The following is a 4,309-nucleotide window of genomic DNA, read 5'->3' as shown; positions in this document are numbered from 1 at the left end:
CAGTCGAGCATGGCTCGACTCTACAGAAGCAGTTACGCACCTTTTACGCGCCACGCCCTCCCCCGGCATCGCACCTTTACGGCCTGCACGCGCATCGTGTGCCTACCGCGCCGCAGGGCGCTTTGTGCAAGGTGGTGTATGACCCTCCTGGTGATCCGGCACGCGCCGTCGTCGGCGCCGCGCCCGCAGCTTCCGCTGGAACTGTGTGGCCATCGCGTGCTGTGCAACGACTGCGCCAGCCTGTCCGATGTGCGCCAATGCCTGTGCCAGGCACAGGCCGATGACTGGGTGCTGCTGGACGTAGGCGTGGCCGACGACGCGCAGTGGCAGGCCGAGGGCGGCGCCCTGCAGGCGGCACTGGAGCGCATGCCTGCCTCGTACATCGAACTGCAGGCCCCGCACGCACCGGGCCTGGATGCACGCCTGCGCCTGCAGCACGGCCCGGCCGCGGTGGTGGTCGACCAGCGCAGCCAGCAGGCCGGCTACCCGCTGTCGCTGGCCATCGTCGGCCGTCGCCTGGCGCAGGAGGACTGAGCCATGTCGATCTTCATCATCCGTGGCCCGGAGGCCGCCGGCACGCTGATCCGCACGGCCCTGCCGCTGCCCGCCCCAGTGCTGAAATCGCTGGTGCACCGCGCGATCGATGCCGGCACCAGCGTGGCGATCCGCGCCTGCGGTTCGGAACAGGAGCTGCTGGACGCGCTGCGCGTAGCCGACCACAGCCGTGGCGAAGTAACCCTGCTCGACCCCGGTGCCTGTGCCGGCAGCCTGCGCCTGCAACGCCTGCTGCCGTACCTGCACAACGCCTACGTGGAAGTGCACGACGATGGCGCCGTGGCCGAGCCGTGCCTGCCGGCCGGTGTCGGCCAGCGACTGGGCATCGCCGCCGGCTACGGCGCGCAGAGCTACGTGCTGGCGCTGGACATCGCCCTGGACCACCTCGGCCTGGCCGAGCACGCCAACCGCGTGCACGTCGGCACCTGACGAGCGCCAGGGCCGGATCCCTCGTTTACGTGCCGGGTAGCGCCGGGCCATGCCCAGCGGATGGCAGGAGTGACCGCGCTGCGCGCTCGCCGGGCATGGCCCGGCGCTACCGGGAACCTCCCGCGCCTGCCGCAGGTCTGACCCAGCTTCCACCCACCGGAACCTGTCATGGACGCCGCCGCCCGCCCCCCGTTTGCCGAACGCGCGCTCACCTGGCTGAAGAAAGAAGCGCTGCCGCTGCTGGTCATGCTCGGCCTGCTCGCCGCCGCCCGCGACACCCTGGCCAACCACTACGTGGTGCCCAGCGGCTCGATGCAGCCGACCCTGCAGCCCGGCGACCGCGTGGTGGTGGACATGCGCGCCTACGGACTGCGCCTGCCGTTCACCAGCCAGCAGCTGCTGGCCACCGGTACCCCCCAGCGTGGCGAAGTGGCCGTGTTCGATTCGCCGGCCGATGGCACCCGCCTGATCAAGCGCGTGGTGGCCGTGGCCGGTGACCACGTGCAGCTGCATGGCGGCCACCTGGCCATCAACGGCCAGCCCCTGCAGATCGCCGACCTGCGCGACACCGAAGCCTTCGGCGAGCGCCAGGCCCAGCTCGACCTCGACATGGGCGGCGGCCCCGACATCGCCGACCTAGTGGTGCCCGACGGCAAGCTGCTGGTGCTGGGCGACCACCGCGGCAACAGCTTCGATGGCCGCTTCTTCGGCTTCGTCGACGCCGGCAAGGTCTACGGCCGCGCCGTGGCCATCTACTACCGTCGCGGCGATGGCTTCAAGTGGAAGCACCTCTAAGCTGAATTGATACGTTCTGCATATCGATCCTGACTTATCAGGTTATGGATCGACTGGATCGAGGGGTCTACGCTGGTCCCCGTACCCCCCACGTCGGCCGCCCCCACGGCCCTTCGATCCCATGACTGGCGAAACTGCGGCGTCCCTCAGCGGCCGCCCCCGCACCTCCGATTCCGTTGTCGATACCCGCATCCAGCAGGGCAGCCCGGCGTTCCGGCGCACGGCGGTCGCGCTGTTTCTGGCGGGGTTCTCGACCTTCGGCCTGCTGTACACGGTGCAGCCGCTGCTGCCCGAGTTCAGCCGCCACTTCGGGGTGTCCGCCGCCGGCAGCGCGATGTCGCTGTCGCTGAGCACCGGCACCCTGGCCGTGGCCATGCTGCTGGCCGGCCTGCTGTCCGATGCGATCGGCCGCCGGCCGATGATGATCGCCGCGCTGATGGCCTCGGCCCTGCTGTCGCTGTGCACCGCGCTGGTCGATGACTGGACCACGATGCTGGTGCTGCGCACGCTGCTGGGCCTGGCCCTGAGCGGGGTGCCGGCGGTGGCGATGACCTACCTGGTGGAGGAAATGGACAGCCGCGCGCTTGGGCTGGCGATGGGCCTGTACATCGGTGGCAACGCCATCGGTGGCATGAGCGGGCGCCTGCTGGCCGGCATCATCGCCGACCACTGGGGCTGGCGCTGGGGCATCGGCGCGGTCTCGATCATCGCCGTGGCCAGCACCGTGCTGCTGTGGCTGCAGCTGCCGCCGTCGCGGCACTTCCAGGCCCGCCGTGGTGGCCTGCGCCAGTTGCCCTCGCGCTGGCGCACGCTGTTCGCCGATCCGGGCCTGCCGTGGCTGTTCGCCACCTCGTTCGTGCTGATGGGCGTGTTCGTCACTCTCTACAACTACCTGGGCTACCACCTGCTGGCGCCGCCGTACCACCTCAGCCAGACCGTGGTCGGGCTGATCTTCAGCGTGTACCTGGTCGGCACCTTCAGCTCGGCCTGGATGGGCCAGCAGGCCACGCGCTACGGCCGCGGCCGCGTGCTGACCATTGCCTTCGGCCTGATCGGTGCCGGCATCGTGCTGCTGTCGATGCCGTGGCTGACCACGATGGCGCTGGGTATTGCCCTGGTCACCTTCGGTTTCTTCGGCGGCCACTCGGTGGCCAGCAGCTGGGTCGGCAGCCGCGCCGGTTCGATGCGTGCCGAAGCCTCGGCGCTGTACCTGTTCGCCTACTACCTGGGCAGCAGCGTGCTCGGCGCCGTCGGTGGCCTGGCCTATGCCGCGTGGGATTGGCTGGGCGTGTGCGTGTTCACCGGCGTGCTGACCCTGCTCGGCGGCGGCATCATCTGGGCCCTGCAGCAGCGCGCCCCGCAGCCGGTTACCGCTTGAGGTCCGCCGGGCCATGCCCGGCGAGCGCGCAGCGCGGCGCATCACCCGCCCGCGAACGCCCCGCGCAGCAATCCGGCGAAATTGCGGATCAACGGCGTCACCCCTTCGCGGCGCCAGGCCAGCTGCACTTCCGAATGTGCCCCGGCGTCGGCCAGCGGCACGAAGCGCGCGCCTTCCACCCGGATGTGGTCGCACGACGACGGCAGGATCGCCGCACCCAGACCGGCCGCCGCCAGGCTGATCAGCGTCGATGCCTCGCCCGCCTCCTGCACGATGCGCGGGGTGAACCCCGCCGCCGCGCACAGCGCGATCATGTGGTCGTGGATGCCGGCCCCGGCACTGCGGCGGAACGCCACGAACGGCTCCTGGGCGAAATCACGCAGCGCCAGCGTGCCCTGCTTCGACAGCCGGCGCAGGGCAGGGTGGTCGGCGTGCACGATCAACGCCAGCGGATCGACGAACAGGCTGTGCGCCACCAGTTCCGGCGGCAGCGCACGCTTGCGGATGATGCCCACGTCCAGGCTGCCATCGAGCAGCGCATCGATCTGCTGCAGGGTGTTCATCTCGCTCAGCTGCAGCCGTACCTGCGGGTATTGCTGCCGGTACTGCAGGATCGACCGCGGAATCTGCGGTGACAGCGGCGTAGCCCGGGTCAGGCCGATATGCAGCTCGCCCTGCTCACCGCGCTGCGCGCGCTGCACCTCATCGACCGCCGTTTCCACATGCTGCACGATGGCCCGCGCCCGCTCCTGCAGCAGTTCACCTGCGGCCGTCAGCTGCACCCGGCGATGGCTGCGCACGAACAGCCGCGCCCCGATCAGCTCCTCCAGCTGCCGGATCTGCTGGCTGAGCGGCGGCTGCGACATCCCCAGCCGCTCCGCCGCCTGGCCGAAGTGCAGCGTATCGGCGACAGCGAGGAAGTAGCGCAGGTGACGGAGTTCGATGGACATGGGGCCAGTTTATTCATCGTCAGCCGGAAATGAATCAGAGATGGGATCCGATCCCGTGCCGACCAACGGTCGGCACCCACCAACAGCAGCTGGCACCAACAGCAGCGACCAACTGTCGAAGGCGGGGTGGGTCCGGTTGCGGGGGTGTGAGCGGCATGGATGCCGCGACCAAGCCCCCATGGACGGGTTTACGGCGTCCCCC

At 70.0% G+C, this 4,309-nt stretch carries 5 protein-coding genes; 4 read left to right on the top strand and 1 reads right to left on the bottom strand.

Annotated elements, in window-relative coordinates; genetic code table 11:
* The first annotated feature begins 138 nt into the window (after positions 1–138).
* The 4 genes from DCO49_RS19530 (at position 139) to DCO49_RS19515 (ending at position 3,157) form a co-directional block, all read left to right on the top strand.
* A complete protein-coding gene (locus tag DCO49_RS19530) occupies positions 139–534 on the top strand; it encodes a hypothetical protein (RefSeq protein ID WP_116865401.1) in 396 nt (131 codons plus the stop codon).
* Positions 535–537: 3 nt separating this feature from the next.
* Complete coding sequence (locus tag DCO49_RS19525; RefSeq protein WP_049467841.1) at positions 538–984, top strand: hypothetical protein; 447 nt, start codon at positions 538–540, stop codon at positions 982–984.
* 168 nt (positions 985–1,152) lie between these two features.
* On the top strand, positions 1,153–1,779 hold the full coding sequence (gene lepB, locus DCO49_RS19520; protein WP_116865400.1) for a signal peptidase I: 627 nt from the start codon (positions 1,153–1,155) through the stop codon (positions 1,777–1,779).
* Between the two features lie 121 nt (positions 1,780–1,900).
* Positions 1,901–3,157: an MFS transporter gene (locus tag DCO49_RS19515; RefSeq protein ID WP_116865399.1), complete on the top strand. Its 1,257-nt coding sequence runs from the start codon at positions 1,901–1,903 to the stop codon at positions 3,155–3,157.
* A gap of 41 nt (positions 3,158–3,198) precedes the next feature.
* Here the strand turns inward: DCO49_RS19515 and DCO49_RS19510 are convergent, their stop codons facing one another.
* On the bottom strand, positions 3,199–4,107 hold the full coding sequence (locus DCO49_RS19510; RefSeq protein ID WP_116865398.1) for a LysR family transcriptional regulator: 909 nt from the start codon (positions 4,105–4,107) through the stop codon (positions 3,199–3,201).
* Positions 4,108–4,309: the final 202 nt, after the last annotated feature.

Origin of the sequence: Stenotrophomonas sp. SPM (assembly GCF_003105135.1) — a bacterium.
Classification (GTDB): Bacteria; Pseudomonadota; Gammaproteobacteria; order Xanthomonadales; family Xanthomonadaceae; genus Stenotrophomonas.
The sequence above is the reverse complement of the archived record's forward strand: the minus strand, read 5'-3'. Positions and strand labels throughout refer to the sequence as shown.

Excerpts from the sequence above, each read along its gene's own strand:
- DCO49_RS19530 (WP_116865401.1), top strand. The coding sequence starts at position 139 with ATGACCCTCCTGGTGATCCGGCACGCGCCGTCGTCGGCGCCGCGCCCG.
- DCO49_RS19525 (WP_049467841.1), top strand. The coding sequence starts at position 538 with ATGTCGATCTTCATCATCCGTGGCCCGGAGGCCGCCGGCACGCTGATC.
- lepB (WP_116865400.1), top strand. The coding sequence starts at position 1,153 with ATGGACGCCGCCGCCCGCCCCCCGTTTGCCGAACGCGCGCTCACCTGG.
- DCO49_RS19515 (WP_116865399.1), top strand. The coding sequence starts at position 1,901 with ATGACTGGCGAAACTGCGGCGTCCCTCAGCGGCCGCCCCCGCACCTCC.
- DCO49_RS19510 (WP_116865398.1), bottom strand. The coding sequence starts at position 4,107 with ATGTCCATCGAACTCCGTCACCTGCGCTACTTCCTCGCTGTCGCCGAT.